The organism is Petroclostridium xylanilyticum, assembly GCF_002252565.1.
GTDB classification, from domain to species: domain Bacteria; phylum Bacillota; class Clostridia; order SK-Y3; family SK-Y3; genus Petroclostridium; species Petroclostridium xylanilyticum.
This window is the reverse complement of sequence record NZ_NPML01000010.1, coordinates 1-2,404: the sequence shown is the minus strand read 5'-3', so window position 1 is coordinate 2,404 and position 2,404 is coordinate 1. Positions and strand designations below refer to the sequence as shown.

Below are 2,404 nucleotides of genomic sequence, written 5' to 3'. Positions count from 1 at the left end.
AGTAATAGTTTATGAGCTAAATTGAACGATTAATATATAACGGGGAACAGATTGGGTTGACAGAAGAGGTTCAGTGAACAGTGAACCGTGACCTGTGAACCGTGAACATATATTGAGAGTTTGATCCTGGCTCAGGACGAACGCTGGCGGCGTGCCTAACACATGCAAGTCGAGCGGAGGTATTGAAGGGAAACCTAAGATACCTTAGCGGCGGACGGGTGAGTAACGCGTGAGGAACCTGCCTTATACAGGGGGATAACACATCGAAAGATGTGCTAATACCGCATAAAGTCATCAGGACGCATGTCGTGATGACCAAAGGAGCAATCCGGTATAAGATGGCCTCGCGTCTGATTAGCTAGTTGGCAGGGTAACGGCCTACCAAGGCGACGATCAGTAGCCGACCTGAGAGGGTGACCGGCCACATTGGGACTGAGACACGGCCCAGACTCCTACGGGAGGCAGCAGTGGGGAATATTGCGCAATGGGGGAAACCCTGACGCAGCAACGCCGCGTGGAGGAAGAAGGTCTTCGGATCGTAAACTCTTGTCTTTAGGGACGAAAGATGACGGTACCTAAGGAGGAAGCCACGGCTAACTACGTGCCAGCAGCCGCGGTAATACGTAGGTGGCGAGCGTTGTCCGGAATTACTGGGTGTAAAGGGCGTGTAGGCGGGTAAGCAAGTCAGATGTGAAATACCGGGGCTCAACCCCGGGGCTGCATTTGAAACTGCATATCTTGAGTGCAGGAGAGGGAAGCGGAATTCCTAGTGTAGCGGTGAAATGCGTAGATATTAGGAGGAACACCAGTGGCGAAGGCGGCTTCCTGGACTGTAACTGACGCTGAGGCGCGAAAGCGTGGGGAGCGAACAGGATTAGATACCCTGGTAGTCCACGCCGTAAACGATGGATACTAGGTGTAGGAGGTATCGACCCCTTCTGTGCCGGAGTTAACACAATAAGTATCCCACCTGGGGAGTACGGCCGCAAGGTTGAAACTCAAAGGAATTGACGGGGGCCCGCACAAGCAGTGGAGTATGTGGTTTAATTCGAAGCAACGCGAAGAACCTTACCAGGGCTTGACATCCGGTGAATCCTCTAGAGATAGGGGAGTGCCTTCGGGAACACTGAGACAGGTGGTGCATGGTTGTCGTCAGCTCGTGTCGTGAGATGTTGGGTTAAGTCCCGCAACGAGCGCAACCCTTGTTGTTAGTTGCCAGCATTAAGTTGGGCACTCTAGCGAGACTGCCGGTGACAAATCGGAGGAAGGTGGGGACGACGTCAAATCATCATGCCCCTTATGTCCTGGGCTACACACGTACTACAATGGCTGTCAACAAAGGGAAGCAAGACCGTGAGGTGGAGCAAATCCCCAAAAGCAGTCCCAGTTCAGATTGTAGGCTGCAACTCGCCTACATGAAGTCGGAATTGCTAGTAATCGCGGATCAGCATGCCGCGGTGAATACGTTCCCGGGCCTTGTACACACCGCCCGTCACACCATGAGAGTCGGCAACACCCGAAGCCTGTGAGCTAACGGAAGAGGCAGCAGTCGAAGGTGGGGCCGATGATTGGGGTGAAGTCGTAACAAGGTAGCCGTATCGGAAGGTGCGGCTGGATCACCTCCTTTCTAAGGAGAGAAGTTCCAATTAATAATTAATAATTATTAAAGTAAGGAACGAATCCTATGGTCGATACATTACGATAAGTAATGTCTGAGAACGCTTACGCTGTTTAATTTTGAAAGACCAATTCATTAGTGGACAGTGAATAGTGGGGAGTGGGGAGAAAACCATTACCCATGAAAGCATGAAGCTAATAAAAGGTTTTTCAATAGTAGTGTAGAAGTGCAGAGTAGCAGAAGGGGAAACTCCCCACTAATCACTCCACACTCCTCACTGACAATGTACCTTGAAAACTAAACAATGTAAAGACATGAGGAAAAGATCATAGGGTAACTGCAGTGGAGAACACTGTATTACACTGTAATTTCAAAGGAAAACTTTACTCATATAATTCTAAAAACAGGAGAACACCAGAATGTTCAAAAAGTGAAGGATAAGGAAGTAAGGACTGGAGGAGGGAACTCCCCACTATCCACTTCCCACTCCACACTAAAACAAATGGTCAAGCTAGAAAGAGCGCAGGGTGGATGCCTTGGCATTAGGAGCCGAAGAAGGACGTGATAAGCTGCGAAAAGCTGCGGTGAGGCGCAAATAGCCTAAGACCCGCAGATATCCGAATGGGGGAACCCGGCCGGAGCAATATCCGGTCACCGTATAGTAAATCCATAGCTATGCGGGGGAATACCCGCTGAACTGAAACATCTAAGTAGGCGGAGGAAAAGAAAGAAACATCGATTCCCTAAGTAGTGGCGAGCGAAAGGGGAAAAGGCCAAACCAGGGGT

2 rRNA genes are annotated in these 2,404 nt (G+C 50.1%); both read left to right on the top strand.

Features of this window, described 5'->3' with window-relative positions:
* Positions 1 to 108: 108 nt before the first annotated feature.
* A 16S ribosomal RNA gene (locus CIB29_RS05685) occupies positions 109 to 1,627 on the top strand.
* A gap of 495 nt (positions 1,628 to 2,122) precedes the next feature.
* Positions 2,123 to 2,404 (top strand): 23S ribosomal RNA (locus CIB29_RS18860); the annotation flags it as partial.